This is a genomic window from Shewanella gaetbuli (assembly GCF_023284065.1).
GTDB classification, from domain to species: Bacteria; Pseudomonadota; Gammaproteobacteria; order Enterobacterales; family Shewanellaceae; genus Shewanella; species Shewanella gaetbuli.
Genome location: NZ_JAKIKP010000014.1, coordinates 74764 through 100883, shown reverse-complemented (window position 1 = coordinate 100883; position 26120 = coordinate 74764). Strand labels below are relative to the sequence as shown.

Sequence of the window (26120 nt, the reverse complement as noted above, 5' to 3'; positions counted from 1 at the left end):
CAGTCTAATCTGTAAGGTTAGCAAAACCAAGATGGGTCGTTAGCTCAGTCGGTAGAGCAGTTGGCTTTTAACCAATTGGTCGAAGGTTCGAATCCTTCACGACCCACCACTTTCTTAAATGGTGGCTAAAGAATTTAAGGTTTATCTAAATATGGCGCGTTAGCTCAGTCGGTCTTGAAACATAGACAGTTGGCTTTTGTTCCAGTCTAATCTGTAAGGTTAGCAAAACCAAGATGGGTCGTTAGCTCAGTCGGTAGAGCAGTTGGCTTTTAACCAATTGGTCGAAGGTTCGAATCCTTCACGACCCACCACTCTTTTATGCAAATCTGCTACTTCTTTCCCTTTCCTAATTGTTTCAAAACGATTCACTATTCTAACTAATTTAGTTTTTGCTTTTCTACTTTTGTCTTATAGACCTATTGCTAATGTTTCACTTTTGTTAATTCGTTCATATTAACTCTGATTACAAAAATAATTGGGAGTTAAGGATGAAAAAGTTAAAACTAGCTGCATTGATTTCTGGGGCAATGTTAGCAACGAGTGGTTCAGCTCAAGCTGAAACTCAAATGACATTTGGTGGATACATTAAAGCCGATGTCATGTTTAGTGATTACGGTAATGGAGCACCTGATTCTGGAAGTTTGTCTCGTCAGTTTTACGTCCCAGGTACCATTTATGGTGTTGAAGGCAACGGTAATCAAGTGGTTGATTTTCAGGCCAGAGAGTCTCGATTTAACTTTAAAACGGTCACAGACTTAGACGGTGGGCATAAGCTTACAGGCTTCATTGAATTAGATTTTATGACTCATACCGATGGTAATGAGCGGGTGTCTAATAGTTACTCGCCACGTATTCGTCATGCTTTTGTCAGTTATGATAATTGGACCATTGGTCAAACATGGACCACGTTCCAAAACCCAGGAGCATTACCCGAAAACTTGGATTTTGTGGGCGCTGCTGATGGAACGCCTTTTGTGCGTCAAGCATTGGTTAAATATACTAATGGTGGTTGGCAAATTGCATTAGAAAACCCTGAAACTACCTTAACCCCTAATGGTGGTGGCGGAAGAATAACCAGCGGCAGTGGGGTTATACCCGATGTTATTGCTCGTTATAACTTTAAGTTAGATGGCGGTACGGCATTATCTTTAGCAGGGATAGTGCGTCAATTAGATGTTGAAGAAATTCAAGGTACCACTCAATTAGACTCATCTGAGGTGGGTTACGGTGTGAGTTTGGCTGGCGTTATTCCAATCGGTAAAGATGATTTCAAGTTCACTGCGACGTATGGTGAAGGATTGGGGCGTTATATGGCATTGAACTATGCTAATGCGGGTGTATTAGATGCCGACGGTGATATCAGTACTATTACCTCATATGGTGGCTTTGTGTCTTATCGTCATTGGTGGTCTGAACAATGGCGTTCAAGTTTCACCGTATCGGGTTTTACGGCTGATAATGACCCTATGTTAACGGGTGGCGCAGTAAATAAATCTGCTTATTCTGGCTATGTTAACTTGCTATATTCTCCATCTAAGCCGTTAACCTTTGGTGTTGAATATATGCATGCGTTGAACGAGCGAGAAAATGGTACTGACGGTGATTTAAACCGTATTATGTTTTCTGCTAAATATGCGCTATAACCGTAATACGTAACACATGTGAAAGAGTAACAAGGACATAATTTTATGTCCTTTTTTGATGAATTAATATGTTTACAATATTGTTAAGTCAATATGATTCAGTATTATTCCATCTTCAGATGTCGTTACCCAGACGGCTGCCGTTCCAGCTGAATTAACTTGCAGTGTTTGCGTGGGCATTAATCTATCTTCAATGGTCATACTATATAATGCATCACCTTCAAGGTTGTAAATTGCGACGGTGGAGTCAATATATTCTCCTTTCTTTTTACCTTCTGCCGGTGTTTCACCTTCAAAGGTGTTCCATGCCACAAGCACTTTATCTTCAGCAACTGTGGCAATTTTGATACCTTTGCCTGCGGTTTTTTCAGCACCGTATTCTGTTAGCCATAAGTCTTGTGTCTCAGTGATTTCTCCTGCTTTAATCCCGGTCATTATTTTTAGACGTACATCTTTTGAAGTACGAGAGTCTTGGGTGGCAAAGGCTATTGCGGCTGAATCGTCGCTCAGTATTGTTAAGTCTCCGGTATCAGCTAAAGTTTTATTGTCACCGGTTGAGCCATTCTCAATTGCGTAGTATTGGTAGGTATAAGCAGACTTACTTTGTTGTTGATCCCATTGTGTTAACTGTAATGCTCTGGGGTAGGCATCGCCATGCGCTAAGGTATAAATGTTCTCATCACTAGTTAACTGAATTCGTTGGTCAAAATTGTGTGATGAATACCAGCCGCCCCATGTTTCTGCCACCCCCATACTGTCAACCATGCCAAACCAACCAGCTTGATGACGGATCTGATCGCCAAACCGTTGTAAATGTCCGGTGTATATAGCCAATTTTTCAAGATGAGGTATATACTTCATTACGCCCACCGCAGCTTGTCCTGGGTTGCCTTTTGTCGTTCCGCCTGAAACATCTTTGATTGATAAATCAAGCTCACCAAATATGCGGGTGTTATAACTTTCTTCACCTGTCGATGAGAAAGCACTTACCCAATACTCAGCATTACAGTTATAGCCTTTATCATCATTGCTAACACAGCTTCCGTCGGTGTCTCGCTCGGCAAATTGGTTATCTTTACTGTATCCAATGTAATAAGTTTCATTGAGTGGGTTTTTAGTAAACCCTAAAAAGCGCCCTTGTTGATTAATGCTGGTGGGTAAAATGATTTCTACTGTCGTTTCCGGCGCCAACACATTGTCAAATTGACTAATATGCCAAGCTGAATCAGTATCCTGCCAATATACATCAATAGAACCGTCATCATTAAGAAAAAAGTCAGTAGGAGTATGAACACCATAATTACTTAATGACGCCGTATCAGCTGCCGTTTTAGGCGTAACATCAACCGCTTGAGTTGTTTGAGTAAAGTAGGTGCTGAGATCTTTGTTTATTTCATTCGAATCAGTTTCGTTCGAATCGGTTTCATTGTTATCAGGCGAGCTGTCAATTTCATCGATGACTGAGCTATTGTTACACGCTGTCAAGGTAGATATTGATAATATAAAGAGCAATCCATATTGATACTTTAACTTCATAGTATAAGTTCCTTTTATTGATAAACTGGCAGATTATTTATGTGTCTCCATGTTAGGTAAATTTAACTTTAGCCTTTAATACTCATTGTTGCGTATTTTTTAGCTGAGGATGGGTAAGATTTTATGGTATTTATGGTTTAGAAAGGTGAGTTGTTAGTTATTTTAATGAGATCAAATAAGTGAGTTTTTTGACCAATAAAAAGCCTTAACCTAGTAATAACTCGGTTAAGGCTTGAAATAGTTTTTACGACTTTAATTAATAGAGCCAGTTTATTGCTGGATACTTATCAATGTTTTTATAAGTCATAATACCTATCGTGATTGGAATTACTTATTTAATCTAATAAACCATTTTGACGTACATATTGATCAAACTCTGTGTAACCGCCAATTGGGGTTTCATCAACAAAAACTTGAGGCACTGTTTCTACTGGTTTACCTACGCTTTTTGATAAGTCTGCTTTGCTGATACCTTCGGCATGGATATCAACATACTTAAATTTAAAGTCATCACGATGTGCGGCAAGTTTTTCAGAAAGTTCAACAGCACGAACACAGTATGGGCAGCCTGGGCGACCAAAAATTACTACAAACATATTCACTCCTAGTGTTTATTGTTGGAGTGTTTATAACACATGTATTTGGGAAATGATAACGTGATTAATCAAATAAGCTTGATAGAGTTTAACGATTAAGCTTTGAGGTTAACTGAAGTCAATTTTATGCTTACCTTGGTAGTCAAAAAACAACTCAACTTGTTTCCAAAAGCGTTGTTGTTTTTTTAACAGAATCAAATTTGGCATTCTAAATCTTTGTTTGTCCTCTATTACTTTGTCCACTGTTGCATACGTTGGGTGCAGCATGCCCGGTGTGCGAGTATGGGGTAGTACAAAGGCTGCATAGAAGGCTTTCCGTTGGGCTGGAGTATCGAATTTGAATGATTGTTTAAAGTCATTCCCTTCAATATCAATATAAGTTACCACTAACTTATTATCTTGATTAGATAACTGCATTTGTTGGCACTTAAACAAATGATGATGTTGTGATTGCAACACTTGTTTTAGGTGTTTGTCAGGATCTATTAAGGTGCTATTACAACTTTGACAAACTCTAGCGGCAATATCATTTTCTGCTCCGCAATCAGGGCAGGCTTTTGATCTGAATCTAAAGTCGCACTGTTGTAGTTTGTTACTTTCCAATACAGGTTCGGGTTCGATTAAGCCCTGACAACGACGACCAAAGTGCTCAATAATATCGCCATCATTATCAACTACCCCCCAAAAGGTGTTGGCAAACTCACATACTGGGCAATGTACTTGTACAGGTACTGATTTGCTATTAGGTTTGGCTTGGCCAACTTCAGGGTAATATAAATCAAAACCATTTGCGGCATAATCAATAATCAAACAGTCAGTTTTATTGGGCGCAAGCCGCAGCCCTCGGCCAACCATTTGTTGGAATAAACTGACCGATGCAGTAGGGCGTAATATGGCAATTAAATCCACGTGAGGCGCGTCAAACCCCGTTGTAAGAACCGATACATTGACGATAAATTTAAGTTGCTGTGACTTAAAAGTGCTAATAATGTCATCACGTTCAACGTGGGGGGTATTAGCGGTAATTAATGCAGCACTTGGGGCAGGTTGTTTATTTAATAGCGCCATTATTTCTTCAGCGTGCCTAACAGTGGCGGCAAAAACAATTACCCCTTTACGCTGATGGGCTAATTGAATCACTTGATTAATAATGGCTGTGGTTGCTCGACCTTGGTGTTGTAGCAGGCTATCTACTTGTTGCTCATTAAAATGACCGTTGTCAGACACCGTTAGTTGGTTAAAGTCATACTGGGCACTTAAACCATCAAAAATTTTGGGTTGTGTTAAAAAGCCTTGCTTAATCAACGGACGCATGGGTAATTCAAATATGCATTTTTCAAATACCGGGTTATCTACATTACCCGCTTTACCATGATAGTGGTGTCGATACACCCAGCCCATCCCCAGTCTATAAGGCGTGGCGGTTAAGCCTAAAACTTTAATACTCGGGTTCTGCTTGGCTAAGTGGGCCAGTAGCTGCTGATATTGGCTGGTTTTTTCATTACTCACACGATGACATTCATCAATAATCACCAGTGAAAATGCTTGGTTAAATTGGTCTAATGCTCGTGCAGCTGACTGAACACTGGCGACAACGGTTTTGCCATTGGCTTTTTTTTGATTCAGCCCTGCGGAGTAAATATTGGCTTCGGTGGTAAGTAGGCCCACTTTTTCAGCATTTTGAGAAACTAATTCTTTAACATGAGTCAGTACAAGGACATTACCATTGGCTATTCTGGCAAGCTCAGCGATGACAATGCTTTTTCCTGCGCCAGTAGGCAGCACAATAACGGCAGTTTCATTACTGTGTTTGAAGTGACGAATTGCGGCATTTACGGAGTCTTGTTGGTAGTCTCGAAGTTGCATGGCTTAACTTAACGTGGCACTCAATAGAAAGGGGCGTTTAAGGTTACCGTGTGGATAATATAATGCAAGCTTCGAGGCTGATTAGTCAGTAAGGTGACGCTGTAAACTGGAGTTGAAACTTTCAGGCTATAAAACCTTAGTTATATCCCATAAGAGTAAAGCAATTTTCTGCTATTGCTTACTCTTAGGGGTAAAATGTTTGGCTATAGCGAGTAACTAAAGTGAGTAACTAAAGCGCTGTTTTAGTTTAATATCGGCAACAGATGCACCAATCATGACTTCAAAGTCACCTTGCTCAGCTTTCCAGTTATTGGTTTTTATATCCCAAAATGATAAATCACGTTGAGTTAAATCAAACTGTACGGTTTGGGTTTCGCCTGCGGCTAAAAAGACTTTTTGAAAGCCTTTTAACTCTTTAGCTGGACGGGGCACACTGGCTTTTACATCACCTAAATATAGCTGAGCCACTTCAGCGCCAGCAATTTTGCTGGTATTGGTAATGTTAGCGGTAACGGTATAAGACCCTGCTTGTTCATTAGGTTCTATTTTTAAGTCTGAATATGCAAATTGACTATAAGATAAACCGTGACCGAACGGGAATTCTGGGTCAATTTTTTGTTTTTCAAACCAACGATAACCAATAAAAACTCCCTCAGTGTATAACGACTCTTTTTCGTTATAATCGTTTAAAGCAATAGGTGCAGTGTCGTTAAGTTTTTTAGGTAAAGTGATTGGCATTTTACCGCTTGGGTTGGCATTGCCCATAATGATGTCGGCATAAGCATTACCGGCTTCCATTCCGCCATACCAGCCCCAAAGTATAGCTTTTGCTTGGCTTGCCCAAGGCATTTCAACGGCTGAACCGCCTATCATCATAACAATGGTATTGGGGTTTGCGGCAATAAGTTTTTGTATAACTTCATCTTGTTGACCGGGTAATTTCATATCGGGACGGTCTATAGATTCTCGGTCATCTGCGTGACTTAGGCCACCAAAGTAAATGACCGCATCGGCCTTTTTAGCCGCGGCAAGGTATTCTTGCTCGCTATTAAATAAGCTATTGGGTGTGTCCCAACCTAAGACAACTTGTTCATTACCGTGATAACGCAAGGCAACGGCATATTCTTGGCCAGCTTTCAATTCAATTGTTTTAGTTAAATGGTTATTTTGTTCAATGGTTTGATTACTAATGAAAGGTTGCTCATTAATGGTAATTGATACTTTGCCGTGACCATTAAGTTTGAATAGATGTTCGCCAGAGTCCATTGGTTTAATGTTGGCGGTGATTTCAACAAATTGTTGTTGGCCTTTAGCATTAAAGCTGGGGTCGGCAATCCATGATTCACTAACTAGGGTGTCGAATGAGTTTGAGTCAAAATATTTGATTTGCCAAGAAGGCGTACCTGTCCAATGGCGAGTTGTCAGGTAGTCGTTTGAAATGGGCATAAATTTGCTACTGGCGGCACGCATTAATTGAATATTGACCTCGTCGCCTAGTTTGGCTTGTAAACCCTCTAACGGGGTCACTTCGTATAATGATTTAACCTCTGAAGAGCCACCACCAAAGCCGTGACGCTTATTGGCATTAGGGCCAAGCACTAAAATATTTTGGAGTTTTTCTGCTTTAAGCGGTAATACATTGTGTTCATTTTTAAGCAGTACCACACCATTAGTGGCGATCGTTTTGGCGTCATCTCGGTGTGCTTGAGTATTACGCTCACCTGAAAGGCGTTGTTTATCCATCATGCCGATGCTCAGTTGAACTCTTAATATACGGCTTACTTTGTCATCTAGTACTGACTCTGGCACTTTACCTGCTTTGATCATCTCTAAAAGCGGCTTAGCCATATAGTATTCATCATAAGAGGCCACATCAGTGCCCATTTCGATATCTAGGCCATTCATGGCAGCGTCATAGGTATTGATGTCAACATTCCAGTCGGTGAGTAATACTCCTTGAAAGCCCCATTCACCTTTTAAAATGGTTTTGATTAGATGCTCACTTTGGTTAGCATTGGTGCCTCTAAATTCATTATAAGCGCCCATAATGGCATGAACGTTTGCTTGTTTAACCGCGGCCTCAAAGGCAGGTAAATACACTTCTCGTAATGTACGTTCATCTGGTTTGGCATTTACCCCTGTGCGGTTAAGCTCTTGGGTGTTTAGTGCGTAGTGTTTTACCGTGGCACCGACATCGTTAGCTTGAATGGCTTTCACGGTTGGTACAACAAGACTTGCTGCTAAATATGGATCTTCGCCCATGTACTCAAAATTACGACCATAAAGTGGCAAACGAGCGAGATTGACTCCGGGGCCGAGAATTAAGTCTTTATTACGGTGACGGGCTTCAGCACCTAATATATTCCCGTGCAGGGTAGCCATGTTTGGGTCCCAGCTGGCGGCAACCGCAGTGAGTGGCGGTAAATAGGTTGAATAATCATTGGTCCAGCCTGCCGGAGCCCAAGAGTTACGATCGATTTCATAGCGCACACCATGTGGGCCGTCAGACATCCACATTTCATGAATGCCTAAACGCTCAATGGCTGGAATATGAAATTTACCAGCAGCATGCACTAACGAGACTTTTTCTTCTAATGTAAGTTGTGGTAACAACCGAGCAATTTCGGTTTCTACATTGATTATGCGCTCACCAATACGTAACTTTTCTTGATCAGACAATGAATGCAATGCGTGAAGCGTTTCAGGGGTTAATTGCGGGTGCAGTGCATTAACATTAACGCTTAGGCTACTACAACATACTAGTGCGGCAATTTTTATGGATAATAATGATTTGGACGCACGTTGTGGTTTGCTTTTTATGGAGCGCATAATCTGTTCCTTCAGCGATTGTGTTGTTATTTTTTATTCAAAGTTGATAAAGATATTGCCGGTTAGGCGACCCGTTTGTGGGTTATTGTCGATATCTATTTGGCGATTTACTAAGGTTGAGTGCAACAAATTTCCCGGATAAACCACTAACCGATTAGGGCGGTATTCTATGTGGTGGTACAACTGATAATGTGGGTTGCTTTGAGTCATATAACCTTGTGTTGGAGCACCATGTTGGTCAATGTGTTGTTGTGCAAGATTAAAATAACTTTGCATGGTTGCTGCCGTGATTCTTTCAAATTGGGTGGGCATATGCCTGAAAAACCCTGTACCTCCATGGGGAGCCGATTGCAGATAATGCAAAATAGCAAAATAGTAGGGCTCAGGGGTATCAAAGTGTGGCAAACATTGCATCGTGTCTAAGTCGGTTTCATTTTTAGTAATTAACGAGTAGACAATGTTTTTGGGTTTCAGCCGCAAGGTAGTGGGAATGCTATAGGTGTCGTAAATTAATTGAAATATGGCATCCAGTACACTGATCACATAAGGGCGAGGCAAGGGAGCGCGAAGGCCTGGGTAGTATGAGCCATCTACTAGTTTAAATGTGCTTTGGTTAGCAAAGTCACGTAACTGAGACAAATCTTCAGCAAAGTCATCAATAATTATCACAGGCGTCTGTTCAAGGCCGATATGTTCGACCTTGATATTCAACGGGGTATTTACCACAAATGGGCTGTTATCATTTGAGTGACTTGTCACGACGTTACACCACAGATGATTGGCAATAATGATTAATAAACTCAACGTGATTAGGCAGGTTTTTCACTTTGCGAGTGACTTGATCACGAATATTATTTAAAAATTGCTGTAACTCTTCATCTGGCATCAAATCGACAATCGGGTGGTATTGCTGTGGTATTAAGCCTTGCCCCATCATGACCTGAATCCAAGAGCTTTCACCAAACAACTCATTGGCAAGCTTATAAATTTTACCTGACTGTTGGAATAACTCTATCCGGTGCGCTAATGATTCTGGAATGGGCATATTTTTGCAATAACGCCAAAACGCAGAGTCTTCTCGGTCGGTGACTTTGTAGTGCAGAATAATAAAGTCGCGAATATTTTCAATTTCAACTTTGGTTTGTTGGTTAAACTCGTTAACGTCAGCTTGCACAATGCCTTGCGACGGGAACATTTGCAGTAAGCGAATAATGCTTCGTTGAATCATATGAATACTGGTGGACTCTAATGGTTCTAAAAAGCCGCTTGATAAGCCGATAGCTACGCAGTTTTTGTTCCAGTGCTGCCTTCTGGTGCCGGTTCTAAATTTTATCACTCTAGGTTGGTTTAATGGCTCGCCTTCTATATTGTCCATTAACGTTTGGGTGGCTTGTTCATCGGTCATGTATTTACTGCAAAATACAAATCCATTGCCGGTGCGTGTTTGTAATGGAATACGCCATTGCCAGCCAGAGTCACGGGCAATAGAGCGGGTGTAGGCGAGTGGTTTTTCAACCGACGTAGTTTGTACGGCAATGGCACTGTCGCAGGGTAACCAATGGCTCCAATCTTCAAAACCGGTATTTAATGACTGTTCTATAAGCAAGGCTCTAAAGCCGGTGCAATCGATAAATAAATCACCTTCAAGGGTTTCACCTGAGGCAAGAGTAAGTGATTGTATATGGCCGTAACGGCTGTCGTTAGCTTGTTGGTGAAGATTAACGCTGACAATTTTGCCTTCTTGACGTTTAATGCCTCGCTGTTCGGCAAATTGGCGTAAAAATTTGGCGTATAAAGTGGCATCTAGGTGATAAGCATGGTTGTAATCTTGGTTAGGTAATATGGCAAATCGACCTTCACGGGCGGCTAAGTGCTCGGTGCAGTAATCGCCAATACCACTCGCCATACCTTTTTGCTGGCCTTTGACCCAAAAATGTTGGAAACCACATGCCCAGCAATCTTTACCTAAAAAACCAAATGAATGTAAATAATCTTTATTCACGTCATGCCAGTTTTCAAAGTTAATCCCTAGTTTAAAGGTGGCATTGGTAGCCGCCATGACCTCTTGCTCTTTTAGCCCTAATAAGCGGTGATATAAATGTAACGTAGGAATAGTGGCTTCACCTACGCCTACTGTACCAATTTCATCTGACTCAACGAGTACAACCTCTAAATTGTCTCCTGCTAATTTAGTGAGTGCTGCGGCGGTCATCCAGCCTGCGGTTCCGCCTCCAGCAATAACAACTTTTTTGATTTTATGGTTCATGTTTAATCCTTTATTAGCAGCTTAGTGAGCGTGTTTTTTGTTGTGATTATCGGACTCATTAACGTTTTAATTTTTCGGTTATGCTAGCCCTTAATTTACGGGCATTCATTTCATCTAATGGCTTGGTCAACATACCTTGAGCTTGGGGGGGAATATGCCTTACATCGTCTTCATCATGGTCAAATATGTAGTGTTCAAATATCGCTTTCCACGCTTGGCGCTGCGATTTTGGTAAGCTTCTGATGCTTAACATACTGTGCAACAATGCATTGGTGGGGCGGCCCAAATACGCTGGGCTGTCACGCCACCAATGGGTAATTAACACATTTAATGGTTCATGGGCTTGAACATGGTGCCACCACATGCTGGGTAAAAACAGTACGTCACCAGGGGCTAATTCTGCGGTGTAGCCAGCCTCAATTGCCTGTTTGAATTTAGGGTGCTTGTTAAAATCTGGATTGGCAAAGTCGACTAAACTGATGTCTTGGCCGCCCGGTGCAAACTCCATAGGGCCGACATAAAGGTTGCTAATTTGCTCTGGTGGAAACAAACTGAATGTTCGCTTGCCTACAACATTACAAGCTAAATTAAGCGGAAAGTCGTAGTGCGCGGCAATGGTTGATTGACTGCCTAACCACATGCTGGTTAAAGATTGATAAGGGCTTAAGTCAAAACTATTGTGCTCGCCAAGACCAGGAAAGAACTGATTTATCTCAGTCGAACCCATATAAATGGTTGGTGGCTGCTCATCCTGTTGATGTTGTTTTAGGGTGTCAAATAGGGTTGATAAATCGACTTTGCCACCTTGAAAATTAAAGCCGTTAAATTGCTCGTTATAGTACACACGACCTTGATGCTCTGGGGGGAGGTAGCAAGCATTAACCGGTTGCTGGCTAAACGGTAACAGATAGTCCATTACTGCTTGTTGTGAACATAATCCCGCTTTAACGAGGGGCCATTCGGCACACAAACCCTTGAAAATAATTGGCATAGTGGCTTGCATAATATGCGGCTTGGCTTCATCGAAGTTAGCCACTTCAATAATGTCCACAGGCTGCATTGTAAATGGCAGAGCCTTATGCTGAGTGGTGTTTGCTGGCATTTCTCTTGTCATGCATCGTGGCCTTTATTCGGTTAACTTTGTTGTGCAGCTTCTTTGGCTACTTGTGCGTTCTTTAATTCAAGTAATTGGCGCACGTTCGATTGTGAAGCGATTGCCATATAAATCGCTTGTAAGTAACCTTTTTGATGTAACTCAGCCAATGTTTCTGCCGATAACTGAGCTAATACATCTTCATTGATGGTGTAAAAGCCCACCATTTGATGCTTTTGACCGTTGTTGAGTTCGATATCTAAGTTGAACGATTCCAGTAAATTATGTTTAAGCAATTGCTCAATAAATAATTGATTGTCTTCAAGGCCTAAATGAATGGCCTCTAACATTGCCGCTATTTCATCTAAGTAAGGGGTGTTACCACCAAAAGGCATAAATAAAGCTTCACCTTCAGTTTGACTGACTCTTGGGTTATCTAAGTCTATGTTGATGACTCTTTGGCGCTTTTCTTGGCCGTCTTCAGTAATGATTTGTTGACCAATTAGAAATGGTTGGCGGCGAACCGTTAATGGCACATAAGCAGCCTGCCAGCCCTTATCGGTTAAAAATAGATTTTCTTCATGTTTAAAACCATACATGGCTACGGCAAAAAACTGTCCCGATGCGGGGTCTTTTTGGAAGAAAATAGGGTAGTGAGCTTGCACGCTTCTAAACTCTTGCGGAAATGTCACTGAATACCACAAATTATCACCTAGAGCAGCAGAACGAGTGGTGATGACTTTTAGATCTTTATGTTCAATATTATTTAACAGTACATGTTGGGTCATAAATAAGCCTTTTTAGGTCATTGTTATTTTTAGTGTTTTATTAGGGTTATATTGTCGAAAACCCTTGTTTAGCTATTTGGTTTAGCAATGCTCTGTTACTAGGTAGTACTTTTAGCATGGCTTGAGTGCGTTGCAGATTTTCAGTAAACAGTTGTTGCGCTTGCTTTATATTAGACGGTTTTAGATGACTATATTGCTGCGTGTTAAAACCCATTCCATATAAAACGAATTGATAACTGGCGGCAGGAAATAACGCTTCTTTATATAAAATATCTTGCTGACTTGGCACTTGGTAACGCCACAATTCCAAAAGGTATTGTAAGTTATCAGGGATAGTGTTGGTTTCTCGATGGTCATGCCAATAATCGCTATCTGCTCGGTTGCTAACAACATAATGTAATTTCAAAAACTCAACAATTTGTTGCCAGTGTAGGGTAAATTGCTGGTTTACTCTGTTGGCAATGGTATCCATAACTTGTCGGTTATCAGGCAATTGTTGTGCAACCGTTTTAGCCGTCCATTCGATTAATGCCAAAGCAGAGGCTTCTAAAGGCTCAATAAAACCCGAGGCCATGCCAATAGCAACGCAGTTATTTTGCCAACAGACTTGTCTATGTCCTGGGGCGATAGATAATTTTTTAACCGATAGGTTATTAAGGTTTATATTAGGCTGCTTGTTTTTGGCATAGGCCAGTAATTGGTCACTGGCTTGTTGTTCTGAGGTGTGACTTGATGAGTACACATGACCAATGCCGCTTCGAGTTGGTAAGCCTATATCCCATATCCAGCCGTGGGTTTGTGCTGTGGAGTGGGTACAAGAAGCAATGTCTTGCTGTGCATTATCATAGGGCAACTGCAGGGCAATGGCGCTGTCATTAAATAACTGCTGCTTTTTACAGATAAAAGGCACATTTAAGGTTTGACCAATTAATAGGGCACTGGTGCCGGTACAGTCGATAAATAAGTCACCTTGAATATCACCATGGTTAGTTGTACTTACTGAGCAAATATCATTGGAGTTAAGGTGATAATTCACATCAGCGACTTGATTTACCTTGGTAACATGATCTTGTATGTGGTTTATGGCTAACTTTTCAATGCAGTGGCTTTGTAATAGTTGACTAAATTTTGCTGCATTTAAATGGTAACCATAGTTATTAATAAAACTGAACTCAGGGGTGCCAATTTGTTTTGGCGCTAAATGTTGGCCACAAATTGCATTTTGTTGGCCAACGGCATCAGCAAAGCTCACTTGTTGCTGATGAGGTAACCAATAGGGCGCAATATTAAATTGTGGCTCACCGGCGGGTAAACTAAATGGGTGAATGTATTGATGTAAACCAGAATTTGAATCTAAGGCTGAAGTTTGCCATTGATTAAAACATGAGCCTTGTTTGAAACTGGCATCACACTTAATCATAAATTCCGTTTCACTAATGCCAATTTTTTGTAAGGTTGAGCGCATTGAAGGCCATGTCCCTTCGCCAACTCCAATGGTTGCTACATCAGGTGATTCAATTAAGGTGATATTGAGTTTAGGTTTTGGGGCTAGGTGGCCGTTATCTGCGTTGTGTTCGGCGGCTAGTATGCCTGCTGTAATCCAGCCTGCTGTGCCTCCACCAATAATGACAATGTTTGTTATTTTATTTTGCATCGTTATGGCCTTTACAACGACAACTCACTTTAAGGGTTACGTGTTTAGTGAAAGGTAAAGCCAGTGAGTCAATTTTCTATGAACCGTTACTTGATATAGCAGTAACTGTTTATAGCTGATCACTAAATACTGACATTTGAATTAATTCGATTTGAGCACTAGAGTTAGAATTCATTAAAATGTAAGCACTTTCAAGTATTAATTAAATTATTGTTTTATTGAAGTAAAGCGGGTGACTTCCTTATCACCTAATGATTAATGTTCCTTATAAAAAATGAGGTGCTTAGCAAACACCTCTAACGACCTAAAGGGGAACAAAAAGCTCAGAAAAGGTCAATTAACTGAGCCTATTTTTATCACATTAGAAGGTGTAACGTGCGCCTAATGAATAACGAGCACCCGTTTCAACTAGATTGAGTACTTGGTGTTCATCACGCCCGTGGACACGAGTGTATTCTTCAGTAATGTTAATCCCTTCTAAAGAAATGGTTAACCCTTCAACTGCAGCAATGTCATAACTAACGGATAAGTCAATTTGTGAATAAGCTTCAGTATATTGAGGGTTTGGACCTGTCCCTTGACCACGAGAGTTTAAGAACTCGTCACGCCAGTTATAGGCAACACGTGCTTGGAAACCATAGTTTTCATAAACTAACACGGCGTTAGCGGTATCACTTAAACCAATTAGGGCAGGCTGATCTTCAAGTAAGAAGTTATCGTAAGTGTCATCACTATTTACAATAGTATAATTAGCAATAACACCGAAGCCTGTCTCACCAAAGAAATGCTGTACCGCAAATTCCCAACCGTCAATTACTGAACTACGGTCACTGTTTGAAGGGGTATTGATATCAAATATCATTTGATTATCTGTTGCAGGATCACCACTAATAATTTGGTTAGCCACATCAACAAATGGATCATTTGGATAATTGTCAAAAATCCACTGGCGAACAGCAGCAGCATCAGCACCTACCGCAGCAACAGCCGCACGGTATTTTTCACCGTCTGCAGGGTTAGCAATACCATTGGTGGTTTCTACTACTGCATTAGAGATAAAGTTTTTAGTATCTTTGTAGAAGTAACCTACAGAGGCATAACTTGATGGCGCATAATACCACTCAGCTGATAAGTCATAGTTTTGTGACTCAAGTGGAAGCAAGCTAGGATTACCGGCTGAACCACCACCGCCTGAACGGTTTGCTAAGGTTGCTAGGGTTGTACCACCTTGAATTGAGGTGTAATCCGGACGACCAATGGTTTCACTGTATGCTGCACGTAATTTAACATCTTCAGCAACCTCAATATTGAAGTTGATGTTAGGTAAAAAGTAATCGTATTCACCGGTTTGAGTTTCAAATACACGCTCACCAGAATCGACTAGGGCGATTTCGGTATCAGCAATCCAATTAGCGCCGTTATATCCCGCTACCGCTGAAGTTGAAGTCACATCTGTTTGCTCATAACGTAAACCGATGTGGAAGTCATAAAGCATGTCACCAATTTCACCGTCATAGTTATATTGGATATAAGCGGCTTTAGACTCTTCTTCAGTGAAACGGTCAACGTCTGCTGCATAGTCAGTTGATGGGCAGAAGCCATTACCACAATCACCCATAACAGATGAACTGTAGTTAGCTGCGGCGTAATCACGCACTGAAGCAAAGTCCCAGAAGAACATTTTGTTTAAAATATCAAAGTTTTTGCCCTCAGCAGCAGAGAAATCACCGCCTGAAGCTTTAAACTTGTCATGAATTTCTTGAGCAGGGAACCACGAGTCTTCAAAGTCACCTGGGCTGCCTACGCCACCCCAGTCATTACGCTGAACATTCACTGATTGAGAGTGGTTGTTTACATTGGTTAAAGCTAAACCAAAATCAATGCTACCAGCTTCATCAAATACGTATTCACCGTCGAATTGATACTGCTCGATTTCTGATTTGTTACGTGAGTTACCAAATACTGAACCTGTTACTACCATGTCTGATGGTTGAATGGCATTACCACCGCCAACAGCAAGTATAGGTAAGTCGCCACTGAAGTCTGTTGCGGCACTGGTACGAACATAGCCCGCAGTACTTAAAGTATTACTAGAACCATAGATGCTATTAGGTTTGTTCTCGGCGGTAGATGAGTGAGCATCAAATGCTAACGTTAAGCTATCAGTTGCTTGCCACTCTAGGTTGAAACCTAAAGAGCCACTTTCGTTACGTACACCATAATCACCTGCAGCCATAGATAAATCTTGTGGGGTAGCATAGTTTTCTGAGTAAATTAATGGTGAAGAAATGGGTCCGTCTGTCCAAACGTTTTCAGATGGTGCAAAGGTATACCAAGCCGAAATATCGTTAAATTGAGTGTCAATATCGTTGCGCATGTAGGTGTAGTCTAATGTCGCAGTGACTGAGTCAACAGGGCTGTATTGAAGTACTAATTGGCCATTGGTACGTTTACGTTGTTGTTCTTCAAAGCGATAAACTGTGGTTTGTGGCACAGAGTAAATATCGCCTTCACCTGGGCGATTTACTTGGTTTTCTTGAGGGACGCCACCCCATTCGGCTGTACCTGCACCCCAGTCGTTATCAACAGTTCCTGGGAAACTACGCCAACCAGTACCGACTTGTGCTTGGCTGTTGCCTGATTCACGCTCTTGATAACTGGCAGAAATAGAAATACCAAATTTGTCATCAGCAAAAGTATTCGAGTAAAGACCAGACAGTTCAGGAGTTACTCCGCCTGTACGGGTAGATTGATCGTCCATTGCTTTAACACCAACGGTGGCTTTTAAGCCTGGTGAGCTAAATGGACGGTGGGTAAATACATCAACAGTAGAACCGATACCACCAGTAGGGTTAGACGCTTTACTTGTTTTATGAACTTCAACACCTGTGATGCTTTCTGCTGCAACGTTAGCGAAGTCAAAAGAGCGTGAACCTGTAGTTACTGGCATTTGACGGCCATTTAAGGTTACTAGGTTAAAGTCGGGGCCAAAACCACGAACCGTAATCTTACTCCCTTCGCCATTAACGCGGTCAATGGAAACACCTGAAATACGTTGTAATGACTCTGCTAAGTTAGTATCGGGAAACTTACCGATATCTTCTGCAGAAATTGAATCTACAACACCGTTTGATGAACGTTTAACGTCCATAGATTTAATTAAACTGCCACGAATACCGGTGACCTGTATTACTTCTATGTTCTCATCACCTTCTTCAGCAGCGTGAGCCGGCATCATCGACCCAAAACCTAATACAAGCGACAAACTGGTCGCTAATTTAGTTTTGGTAAATGTTTTTGTTTTCATCTAGGAAATCCCCATTGACTAGATTCTACTTATTTAATTAGTTGACGAGCAAAATGCTTGTAAACCGCTTTATAATTCTCCTGCAACGTTTACTTGATCTATATCATTATGTAAGCGCTTACATAAAACTAGTGCAAAATGTGAACTTAGTCAATAAAAATGACATGAAAAGGCAACATTTTGTTAACCTTGAGGTGGTGGGCGCGCATTGTGTAGAGGGTGTTAATATATAAGTACAAAATAAACAACTGCTTAGCAAGGCTTGTTAGCTTGTAAGCGGTTTCATTGTTTGTGCGGCGTTGTGAATAATGCTCCATGTAAAGTGCAACATAGAGCAAACTAGAAATATGCTGCCGCCTAAAAATATCAGGCAGTTATAGTGAGTGGATTATTTTGCTGAATCTCTGACGTACAACTTAGGGGTAAAAGAGCAATCGACTTTGACATTTGTATCATGATAGATATTTTTAAGCACCCATAATGCAGCCATTTTCCCCATCTCATTAATCGGGTTGCTCACAGTAGTTAATTTGGGGTAAATATATTGCGGGAAAGGGATATTATCGTAACCAATAATCGAAATATCATCAGGCACTTTAAGACCTTTTTCCATGCACGCTGCTATAGCGCCTGAAGCCATTTGATCGCTCGCACAAACAACCGCGGTAAACTTTTTATTCAAGCTTAACAAGTGCCGCATACCTTCTTCACCACCGAATTCACGGAAGTTACCTTCGTACCATAGAGCTGGGTCAAACATGATCCCGTGTTGAGAAAGAGCGCGTTGGTGACCTTGTAAACGATCACGAGCATCGCCTTTGTACATTGGGCCAGATATGTAGGCAATATCTTTATGTCCCAAAGACAAAATATAGTCGGTTGCCATAAAGCCGCCGCGTTCGTTTTCAAGGAATACACAGTTGTCTTTCATCACCTCAATATAGCGGTTGATTAACACAATAGGTGTTTTACCTTTATATAATTCAATTAGATACTCATCTGAGACTGCTTCTACATCTAAAATTAATGCATCACATCCACGGCTGATAAGAAACTCAACACTGTCTTTTTCTTGTGATTCTTGTGCATGGCCAGCGGCGATAATAACGTGCTTATTAGCGGTTCTAAGTGTGGTTTCAATTTCAGTCATCATTGGGCCATAGAATGGACCATCAAGCTGAGATACCAATACTCCAACACTGTTTGAACAATTTGACGCAAGGGATTGGGCAATAGTATTGGGGCGATAGCCTAAAGAAGCCATCGCATCTAATACTTTCTGTCGAGTTTTATCACTGACTTTAGTGTTGTTGTTCATCACGCGAGACACGGTCGCAAGTGAAACGCCAGCTAAAACAGAAACATCATAAATTGTTGCCATAAATCTCTTGTCGTTAATTATTCAGTCAGGCTAAAGATTAGCATGGATTTCTATCAGGATTAATACCTTGCATACCGTACAGAACACCCATAATAGTTAGTTATTTACCTAATGTGACTATACACCTGCATTGGCGGAAGACAATTAATCATTATCCGGGTTGTTGATTTAAGTGCGCATGAATTTGGTCCACTTTAGCGGTATCTAAAATATACCAACGCATGACAATAGCCACTAATATTGACCCAATTGCAGGATAAACCGTAAAGGATAATAAAATGCCGTTTAATGTGTCAGGGGTTTGAGCGATATCAGCTTCATATCCATACCCTGATAGTAACCAACCTGCCGCTGCACCGCCTATGGCCACGCCTAATTTAATAAAGAAAATAATTGATGAATAAATCATTCCGGTAATTCTTATGCCAGTTTTGTATTGGCCGTAATCTACCGCATCAGCCATTTTTGCCCATAATAACGGTGTAGCCATATTGAAAGTAAATCCCCATAGGATAAACATTGCAAAGGCTAAAACGGTTTGGTCGGCACTCACAAAATAGCTGGCAATACAAAGTGCGGCAGCAATAAGTTGCAAGGTAATGTAGGCTTTAACTTTACACACTTTTTTGGCTAATGGTTCAGCTAGTACACAACCAAAAATATTACCAATCATACCTAAGGTGATAAAAAGGGTAATAGAATCAGGCATGTTCAAAAAGTATTTTACATAATAGATTGCTAAACTGGTTTTTAATACCATGCCAGAGAGTAAACAAATAGCGGCAATAGATAATATTCGCCATTGGTCATTTTTCACTAAAAACTTTACATCTTGTTTGAAGCTAGACTGTTGATCTTTCGGCGGGTGTAAGCGCTCTTTAGTCCCCCAAAAACAGACTAAAAACATCGCAACACCCAAAATGCTCATGGCAGCGATAGTTAATTGATAACCTTTTGCTTGGTCACCTTTACCTAAAAACTCCACCAAAGGCAAAGTAAGTCCTGAGACCATTAAGCCGCCTAACATAGCAAACACAAAACGATAAGATTGCACCGAAACACGTTCTTTAGGGTCGGCTGTCAATACCCCACCTAAGGCACAATATGGAATATTAATCGCGGTATATACCATCATAAGTGCCGTATAGGTGACGAAGGCATAAATCATTTTACCTTCTTCAGTTAAATCTGGAGTGGTAAACGCCAGCACACTAATGAAACCAAAGGGTAGGGCAAACCATAATAAATAGGGGCGAAACTTACCCCACTTAGTATTTGTTCTGTCAGCTAAAGCGCCCATTAATGGGTCGGTGATTGCGTCAATTAACCTCACGGCTAAAAACATCGTCCCAACAAAAGCGGGGGAAATACCGAAAATATCGGTATAAAAAAATGTCAGAAATAACATCACTGTTTGAAAAACAATGTTACTTGCTGTGTCACCAAGCCCGTAAGCGATTTTTTCTTTTATGCTAATCATTTTAGCCTCTTATTATTTTTCTAAACTGGCTCAAGATCGTGCGTTAATTAGGTCACGATAAGCTAAACCACTGGCTTTTACCGTGCGTTGCTGGGTTTGGTAATCAACATAAACGATACCAAATCGCTTTAAATAACCTTCTGCCCACTCAAAGTTGTCCATTAAACTCCAAGCAAAATAACCTGCGACAGTAACGCCAGATGATATGGCATTATTCACCGCATTTAAATGGGAGTGGTAATATTCAATTCTATCAATATCAGACACTTGGTTGTTTTCAAGCTTATCGGCCATTGCCGCGCCATTTTCAGTAATAAATATCGGCGGCAAGGAGTATTTTTCATTTAATGAGGTCAGTAAATCAGTAAATGCTTGAGGATAAATTTCCCAACCGATATCTGTTTTGGGCGCATCGACCATATCTACTTGTTGAAAAAACTCATTTTCAGATGTGGTATAGACCGCTCGGGTGTAGAAGTTAATGCCTAAAAAATCTATTGGTTGGGCGATAATATCAAAGTCACCAGCTTCTACTTGTGGCTTTTCATCGTCTGCCAGTTTATCGATAATATCTGGATAACATTTGTCAAATAAGGGTTTGATATACCACTGGTTATGATATTGGTCTGCAAGTTCAGCAGCATTTCTGTCTTCTGCATTATTTGCGTTGGCGTAGCAAGGGGTAAAGTTCAGCACAATGCCGTTTAAACTATTAGGACTATATTGTTGCAAAGCTTGCATTGCTAATCCGTGAGCGAGCAAAATATGGTGAGCAGCTTGGCGTCCGTAGCTTACCTTGGCTTTGCCTGGGGCATGAATACCCACTTCGTATCCTAAAAAGGCACTGCAAAATGGTTCATTAAAGGTGGCGTATGAATAGACTCTGTCGCCAAGGGCTTGAACTATCTTTTTAGCATAATCTTCAAAAAGGTAAGCTGTTTCACGATTCAGCCAGCCACCGTCGTCTTCAATATGTTGCGGTAAGTCCCAATGATATAAGGTTACAAAAGGCTTAATTCCCTTGGCTATTAGCGCATCTAGAAGTTGAATGTAAAAATTGACGCCTTGTTGATTAAGGCTACCATCTTTGTGCATGACTCTTGGCCAAGAGATAGATAGTCGGTATGCATCGACTCCAAGTGACTCAATTAAATCAACATCTTGCTGCCAAAGTTTGACATGTTCACAAGCTTGTTTGCCGTCTGAGTTATCTCTGATTTTCCCTGGGGTTGCACAAAATGTATCCCAAATACTGGGTAAACGTGTATCGGCACTGCCTTCAATTTGAAATGAGGCGGTGGCCACACCATAAATGAAATCTTTGGACAACATTGGCGATTGTGCCGGTAACGATATCTTCATATTCTTCTTCACTTTGTCTAATTTGTAGTAATTCAATCAAACCGTATAACTCACATTACTGATGCTTTATGGCGCGGTGTATTACGGTTATAAGGATTATTTTTTTATCTGAGTCTTCAGTCGATGCATTTACATAAATTCAATCAAAAGTCGTTGACAATGGTTGCTGTTATGTTAAAAATGAAAGCGCTTACATTGAGATTAGTGATAAATTAACTAAACGTCAACAAAGTTTTATTTCGCTGACGTGTTATTAGCGCTATTCAAAACAAAATAACAACAAATAGGTGAGACTATGGCTGGGCCAACATCAAGCGAATTTATTGAAGGTAATGCTTCAACAGTTCAAGCAGGGCAAAGTGGCGACTATCGCTTTGCGTTAATTGCATTAACCTCATTATTTTTTATGTGGGGCTTTTTAACTTGCTTAAATGACATTCTTATTCCGTATTTAAAAAATTTATTTGAGTTAAATTACACCCAAGCCATGTTGGTTCAATTTTGTTTTTTTGGGGCTTATTTTATTGTCTCTATTCCTGCCGGTAACTTGGTGGGCAAAATTGGTTATCAAAAAGGGATTATTACTGGTTTAGTGATTGCCTGCGTGGGGTGTTTATTATTTTATCCTTCGGCTAGTTTTGCTTCTTATAATATGTTTTTATTCGCTTTTTTTGTTCTTGCTGCGGGGATTACTATCTTACAGGTTTCTGCTAATCCTTACGTGAGTGCATTAGGACCAGCTGAAACGGCTTCTTCTCGGTTAACCATGACCCAAGCCTTTAATTCATTAGGCACAACCGTAGCACCATTTTTTGGTAGTTGGTTAATTCTGTCCACTATTGAACATCCTGACTCAGTGACAGAGTTAGACCAAGTGATTGGCACACTCAGCGCTGCTGAGCAGGCATCTACTGTACAAGTGCCGTACTTAATTCTGGCTGGGGCTTTGTTTTTATTAGCGATGACCTTTTTGTTTTTAAAGCTACCACAACTCGGTAAAAAAACGGTTGAAGAGCAGGTTGCACAATCTAGCAAAAGTGCAGGTAGTGCATGGAAGTATCCGCATTTAGTCATGGGAGCTGTGGGGATTTTTGTTTATGTAGGTGCTGAAGTCGGAATCGGCAGCTTTTTAATTAACTTTTTAACACAAGATGACATAGGTGGATTAACGGAATCTCAAGCCGCTAATTACATCGCTTACTATTTTGGCGGGGCCATGGTAGGTAGATTTATTGGTGCGTTGGTCATGCAAAAAATTAAAGCCGGTAAAGTGTTAGCTTTTAATGCTATTTGTGCTTGTGTATTGATTGGTTTAGCGATGTTTTCGGCTGGTACTGTCGCAATGTGGGCACTATTACTGGTGGGGTTATGTAACTCAATTATGTTCCCAACCATTTTCAGTTTGGCACTTAAAGATTTGAATCAACATACCAGTCAAGGCTCTGGCATCTTGTGTTTAGCTATTGTTGGCGGAGCAGTTGTACCGCTATTGCAAGGAATGTTGGCGGATTCTTTAGGCATTCAATTAGCATTTATTTTACCGCTACTATGTTATGGATTTATTTGTTTTTACGGTTTAGTTGGCTGTGACGCTAAACGACCACAAGGCTCTAATTAAGGAATGAACATGCAATTTAATAATAAAAAAACTCGCATAGTAGAGACGCTGTTTAGTCGTGGTGGTTTACCGTTTAAGACTAAATATTTATCTGTTTGTGTTGTTTCTGCCGCTGCATTAATGGGCTGCCAAGCTGAGCACGTTCAGCACCCCCCAGCTGCAGAAGCGGTTACCGAACAAGTGGTGTCATCGGTTGCCAAACAAAGTCAGGCACATGATATTAACCTTTGGCCACAACAAACGGCAGCTTTACCCGTAGACCAAGCGTTAGAAGATAAGATTGCTAAATTATTAGCATCAATGACACTTGAGCAAAAAGTAGCGCAGATGATCCAGCCTGAAATCCGCGACATTACCGTTGAAGATATGCGTAAATACGGTTTTGGTTCATATTTAAATGGCGGCGGAGCTTATCCAAATAATAACAAACACGCCACTCCGGCTGATTGGATTGAACTTGCAGAAAATATGTATCAAGCCTCTATAGATGATTCTGTTGATGGTATTGCTATTCCAACTATGTGGGGAACAGATGCGGTACACGGCCATAATAACGTCATTGGTGCGACGCTTTTCCCACATAATATTGGTTTAGGCGCAGCCAATAATCCTAAATTAATTGAGCAAGTTGCCGCCATTACCGCTAAAGAAGTTATGGTTACCGGGATTGATTGGGTATTTGCACCAACTGTTGCTGTGGTACGTGATGACCGTTGGGGACGTACCTATGAAGGCTATTCGGAAGACCCTGCCATTGTTAGAGATTACTCATTTGCCATTGTAGAAGGCTTACAAGGTGCAGTAGATGGAGAATTTTTAAGTGACCACCATGTATTATCAACGGTTAAACACTTTTTAGGTGATGGTGGTACCGAAAAAGGTATCGATCAGGGTAATAATGTGGCCTCTGAACTGGACCTTTATCAAATTCATGCTCAAGGCTATGTCGGTGGTTTATCTGCAGGTGCGCAATCGGTTATGGCGTCTTTTAATAGTTGGCATGGTGAGAAAATTCATGGCAATAAATACCTACTGACTGATGTATTAAAAGGGCGTTTTGCTTTTGATGGTTTTGTAGTGGGTGATTGGAATGGTCACGGACAAGTGGCAGGGTGTACTAATGAGTCTTGCCCACAAGCGGTTAATGCCGGGTTAGATGTGTTTATGGTACCCACTCAAGCTTGGAAACCTTTATATGAAAACACCATTGCTCAAGTTAAAAGTGGCGAAATTGCCCAATCACGAATTGACGATGCTGTTAGCCGCATACTCAGAGTTAAATTCCGTGCAGGTTTGTTTACTAAGCCAAGCCCGGCAAAGCGTCCATTATCGGGTAAAACTGAACTTATTGGCCAACAAAGTCACCGTGACGTGGCAAGACAAGCGGTTAGAGAGTCTTTAGTTTTACTGAAGAACCAGCAAAACATTTTACCGCTTTCTCCTTCAATGAATATTTTAGTTGCCGGTGATGCAGCAGACAATATTGGTAAGCAGTCTGGTGGCTGGACGATTACTTGGCAAGGTACTGATAATCAAAATAGTGACTTCCCTGGCGCTACTTCAATTTATGATGGTATTGAGCAACAAGTTTCTCAAGCTGGTGGCAAAGCGACATTGAGCGTAACAGGTGACTTTGATGCAACCAATAAACCCGATGTTGCTATTGTTGTATTTGGTGAAGAACCTTATGCAGAGGGTAATGGTGACATCGATAATCTTGAATACCAACGGGGTGACAAACGCGATTTAGCGTTACTGAAAAAGCTTAAATCACAAGGTATCCCTGTGGTATCAGTATTTATTAGTGGTCGTCCTATGTGGGTTAACCCTGAATTAAATCAATCAGATGCCTTTGTAGCTGCTTGGTTGCCAGGTAGTGAAGGGCAAGGTGTTGCTGACGTATTATTTACTGACGCCCAGGGCAAAGTTCAGCATGATTTTGTGGGTAAGTTGTCATTCTCGTGGCCGTCTACACCTCAACAAAGCGTTGTGAATGTGCCTTTAGATAAAAGCACCGTTGCGACTACTGCTGATTACCAACCGCTTATTCCATTTGGCTATGGCTTAACGTATCAATCACCTAAACCAGATGCATTAGCATTACATAATTTGTCAGAAGATAACCACGCTGATGCTGAATCTTTACAGGACCTGCCATTATTTGAACGTGCTGTGAAGTCTCCTTGGTCTATGTATATTGCAACCTCGTCTGACAGGCAGGGCTTAAGTAGTAGTGTGGCTGAAAATGCGGCATTAACCATTCGCACAATGGACAGAGTGGTGCAAGAAGATGCGCGTTTGGTTAATTTTAATGGCTCACAAGTCGGCACCGTTGGGTTAATAAGTAATTTCCCGCGTGATTTAAGAGCCTATAGCCAAGCAAGCTCGGCATTGTCATTCAGCATTAAAGTTGACAGCGAATTATCAAAACCACTTTTGGTCGGAATGGCTTGTGAAGGTGATTGCAAACCAAGTGTTGATATTACTGAGCAAGTAACAGTGGGCAAATGGCAGGATGTTAGCGTGTCGTTGAGCTGTTTTGACACAGAACAAATGGACTTTGGTAAAATTGTTATACCATTTTGGTTAGCGACAGACGCTAAAGTATCAGTGAGTTTTAGTGACGTTGTCATTAAAGGTTCAGCTGAAACTAATACCGTTCAATGCCCTTAATTTAATCTATTTAATCCTTAGCTAAGCC

At 41.0% G+C, this 26120-nt stretch carries 16 protein-coding genes and 2 tRNA genes; 5 read left to right on the top strand and 13 right to left on the bottom strand.

Annotation, left to right across the window (positions count from 1 at the left end):
- Positions 1-33: 33 nt before the first annotated feature.
- From L2672_RS15365 to L2672_RS15355, 3 genes are all read left to right on the top strand, one after another.
- Positions 34-109: transfer RNA gene (locus tag L2672_RS15365), tRNA-Lys, on the top strand.
- Positions 110-235: 126 nt separating this feature from the next.
- Positions 236-311 (top strand) — tRNA-Lys (locus L2672_RS15360).
- A gap of 177 nt (positions 312-488) precedes the next feature.
- Positions 489-1643, top strand: a complete 1155-nt coding sequence (locus L2672_RS15355) for a DcaP family trimeric outer membrane transporter (RefSeq protein ID WP_248996724.1) — start codon at positions 489-491, stop codon at positions 1641-1643.
- Positions 1644-1715: 72 nt separating this feature from the next.
- Here the strand turns inward: L2672_RS15355 and L2672_RS15350 are convergent, their stop codons facing one another.
- The 13 genes from L2672_RS15350 to L2672_RS15290 form a co-directional block, all read right to left on the bottom strand.
- The gene (locus L2672_RS15350) at positions 1716-3179 is read right to left on the bottom strand and encodes a hypothetical protein (protein WP_248996723.1); all 1464 of its coding nucleotides are present in this window, start codon (positions 3177-3179) and stop codon (positions 1716-1718) included.
- A 335-nt stretch (positions 3180-3514) separates the two neighbouring features.
- The gene (locus L2672_RS15345) at positions 3515-3775 is read right to left on the bottom strand and encodes a GrxA family glutaredoxin (protein WP_248996722.1); all 261 of its coding nucleotides are present in this window, start codon (positions 3773-3775) and stop codon (positions 3515-3517) included.
- Positions 3776-3883: 108 nt separating this feature from the next.
- The gene (gene radD / locus L2672_RS15340; protein WP_248996721.1) at positions 3884-5641 is read right to left on the bottom strand and encodes a DNA repair helicase RadD; all 1758 of its coding nucleotides are present in this window, start codon (positions 5639-5641) and stop codon (positions 3884-3886) included.
- Positions 5642-5857: 216 nt separating this feature from the next.
- Positions 5858-8470 (bottom strand): beta-glucosidase, encoded by a 2613-nt coding sequence (locus L2672_RS15335; protein ID WP_248996720.1) that lies wholly within the window; start codon positions 8468-8470, stop codon positions 5858-5860.
- Between the two features lie 33 nt (positions 8471-8503).
- On the bottom strand, positions 8504-9229 hold the full coding sequence (locus tag L2672_RS15330) for a DUF6445 family protein (RefSeq protein ID WP_248996719.1): 726 nt from the start codon (positions 9227-9229) through the stop codon (positions 8504-8506).
- Positions 9230-9233: 4 nt separating this feature from the next.
- A complete protein-coding gene (locus L2672_RS15325; protein ID WP_248996718.1) occupies positions 9234-10736 on the bottom strand; it encodes a tryptophan halogenase family protein in 1503 nt (500 codons plus the stop codon).
- Between the two features lie 58 nt (positions 10737-10794).
- Entirely contained in the window at positions 10795-11838 is a 1044-nt protein-coding gene (locus L2672_RS15320; RefSeq protein ID WP_420833204.1) for a cupin-like domain-containing protein, read from the bottom strand.
- 32 nt (positions 11839-11870) lie between these two features.
- Positions 11871-12617 (bottom strand): SapC family protein, encoded by a 747-nt coding sequence (locus L2672_RS15315; RefSeq protein ID WP_248996716.1) that lies wholly within the window; start codon positions 12615-12617, stop codon positions 11871-11873.
- A 46-nt stretch (positions 12618-12663) separates the two neighbouring features.
- Entirely contained in the window at positions 12664-14271 is a 1608-nt protein-coding gene (locus L2672_RS15310; protein WP_248996715.1) for a tryptophan halogenase family protein, read from the bottom strand.
- 361 nt (positions 14272-14632) lie between these two features.
- Complete coding sequence (locus tag L2672_RS15305) at positions 14633-17578, bottom strand: TonB-dependent receptor (protein WP_248996714.1); 2946 nt, start codon at positions 17576-17578, stop codon at positions 14633-14635.
- A gap of 388 nt (positions 17579-17966) precedes the next feature.
- Complete coding sequence (locus L2672_RS15300; RefSeq protein WP_248996713.1) at positions 17967-18959, bottom strand: LacI family DNA-binding transcriptional regulator; 993 nt, start codon at positions 18957-18959, stop codon at positions 17967-17969.
- A 151-nt stretch (positions 18960-19110) separates the two neighbouring features.
- Complete coding sequence (locus L2672_RS15295) at positions 19111-20439, bottom strand: glycoside-pentoside-hexuronide (GPH):cation symporter (RefSeq protein WP_248996712.1); 1329 nt, start codon at positions 20437-20439, stop codon at positions 19111-19113.
- Positions 20440-20469: 30 nt separating this feature from the next.
- Positions 20470-21801 (bottom strand): GH1 family beta-glucosidase, encoded by a 1332-nt coding sequence (locus L2672_RS15290; protein ID WP_248996711.1) that lies wholly within the window; start codon positions 21799-21801, stop codon positions 20470-20472.
- 295 nt (positions 21802-22096) lie between these two features.
- Between L2672_RS15290 and fucP the strand changes: the two genes are divergently transcribed.
- Entirely contained in the window at positions 22097-23419 is a 1323-nt protein-coding gene (gene fucP, locus L2672_RS15285) for an L-fucose:H+ symporter permease (RefSeq protein ID WP_248996710.1), read from the top strand.
- Between the two features lie 120 nt (positions 23420-23539).
- The gene (locus L2672_RS15280; RefSeq protein ID WP_248996727.1) at positions 23540-26092 is read left to right on the top strand and encodes a glycoside hydrolase family 3 protein; all 2553 of its coding nucleotides are present in this window, start codon (positions 23540-23542) and stop codon (positions 26090-26092) included.
- Positions 26093-26120 lie beyond the last annotated feature (28 nt).

Coding starts and splice junctions, on each gene's coding strand:
- L2672_RS15355 (WP_248996724.1), top strand. CDS start 489: ATGAAAAAGTTAAAACTAGCTGCATTGATTTCTGGGGCAATGTTAGCA.
- L2672_RS15350 (WP_248996723.1), bottom strand. CDS start 3,179: ATGAAGTTAAAGTATCAATATGGATTGCTCTTTATATTATCAATATCT.
- L2672_RS15345 (WP_248996722.1), bottom strand. CDS start 3,775: ATGTTTGTAGTAATTTTTGGTCGCCCAGGCTGCCCATACTGTGTTCGT.
- radD (WP_248996721.1), bottom strand. CDS start 5,641: ATGCAACTTCGAGACTACCAACAAGACTCCGTAAATGCCGCAATTCGT.
- L2672_RS15335 (WP_248996720.1), bottom strand. CDS start 8,470: ATGCGCTCCATAAAAAGCAAACCACAACGTGCGTCCAAATCATTATTA.
- L2672_RS15325 (WP_248996718.1), bottom strand. CDS start 10,736: ATGAACCATAAAATCAAAAAAGTTGTTATTGCTGGAGGCGGAACCGCA.
- L2672_RS15320 (WP_420833204.1), bottom strand. CDS start 11,838: ATGCCAGCAAACACCACTCAGCATAAGGCTCTGCCATTTACAATGCAG.
- L2672_RS15315 (WP_248996716.1), bottom strand. CDS start 12,617: ATGACCCAACATGTACTGTTAAATAATATTGAACATAAAGATCTAAAA.
- L2672_RS15310 (WP_248996715.1), bottom strand. CDS start 14,271: ATGCAAAATAAAATAACAAACATTGTCATTATTGGTGGAGGCACAGCA.
- L2672_RS15305 (WP_248996714.1), bottom strand. CDS start 17,578: ATGAAAACAAAAACATTTACCAAAACTAAATTAGCGACCAGTTTGTCG.
- L2672_RS15300 (WP_248996713.1), bottom strand. CDS start 18,959: ATGGCAACAATTTATGATGTTTCTGTTTTAGCTGGCGTTTCACTTGCG.
- L2672_RS15295 (WP_248996712.1), bottom strand. CDS start 20,439: ATGATTAGCATAAAAGAAAAAATCGCTTACGGGCTTGGTGACACAGCA.
- L2672_RS15290 (WP_248996711.1), bottom strand. CDS start 21,801: ATGAAGATATCGTTACCGGCACAATCGCCAATGTTGTCCAAAGATTTC.
- fucP (WP_248996710.1), top strand. CDS start 22,097: ATGGCTGGGCCAACATCAAGCGAATTTATTGAAGGTAATGCTTCAACA.
- L2672_RS15280 (WP_248996727.1), top strand. CDS start 23,540: ATGGGCTGCCAAGCTGAGCACGTTCAGCACCCCCCAGCTGCAGAAGCG.